General features: G+C 85.1%; 1 pseudogene. It reads right to left on the bottom strand.

What is annotated here, in order from left to right:
* Nucleotides 1-739: pseudogene (locus KCH_RS41745) on the bottom strand (hypothetical protein); the annotation flags it as partial.

Here is a 739-nt window from a genome sequence, read left to right as displayed (position 1 = left end):
GCGCCGCGCGCCGCGCGCGGCGCGCGGCGCGCGCGCGCCGCGCGCGCCGCGCGCGCGCGCGCCGCGGCGCGCCGCGCGCGCGCGCGCGCGCGCGCGCGCGCGCGCGCGCGCGCGCGCGCGCGCGCGCCGCGCGCGCGCGCGCGCGCGCGCGCGCGCGCGCGCGCGCGCGCGCGCGCGCGCGCGCGCGCGCGCGCGCGCGCGCGCGCCGCGCGCGCGCGCGCGCGCGCGCGCGCCGCGCGCGCGCGCGCGCGCGCGCGCGCGCGCGCGCGCGCGCGCGCGCGCGCGCGCGCGCGCGCGCGCGCGCGCGCGCGCGCGCGCGCGCGCGCGCGCGCGCGCGCGCGCGCGCGCGCGCGGGCCCCCCCCGTGGCCCCCCCCCCCCCCTGGGGCGGGGTGGGGCCCCCCCCTGGGGGGGCCCCGGGGGCCCTCCCGGGGGGGCCGGGGTCCGATGGCCCCCTGCGCGAGCAGGTTGATCGCCGCCATCTGGATGGCCTGCTTGGCGGCCATCTTGATCATTTCGCCCAGGAAGTTGTCCAGCAGCTTCTTGACGAACGTCCGTGCCGCCGCGATGAACGCGGGCACCTGAAGCATCGACGCACCCGCGGTGACCGGAGCCTCGGCCTCGGCCGTCGCCAACTCGAAGGCCAGGATGCCGAGTTGCGCGACGATCTGGATCTTCGCGGTCTCGGTCGAGTTGGCCATCTGCTCCAGCATGTCGCCCATGCCGTTGAGCGCGTTGATG

Origin of the sequence: Kitasatospora cheerisanensis KCTC 2395 (genome assembly GCF_000696185.1) — a bacterium.
In the GTDB taxonomy this organism is placed as follows: domain Bacteria; phylum Actinomycetota; class Actinomycetes; order Streptomycetales; family Streptomycetaceae; genus Kitasatospora; species Kitasatospora cheerisanensis.
The sequence above is the reverse complement of the archived record's forward strand: the minus strand, read 5'-3'. Positions and strand labels throughout refer to the sequence as shown.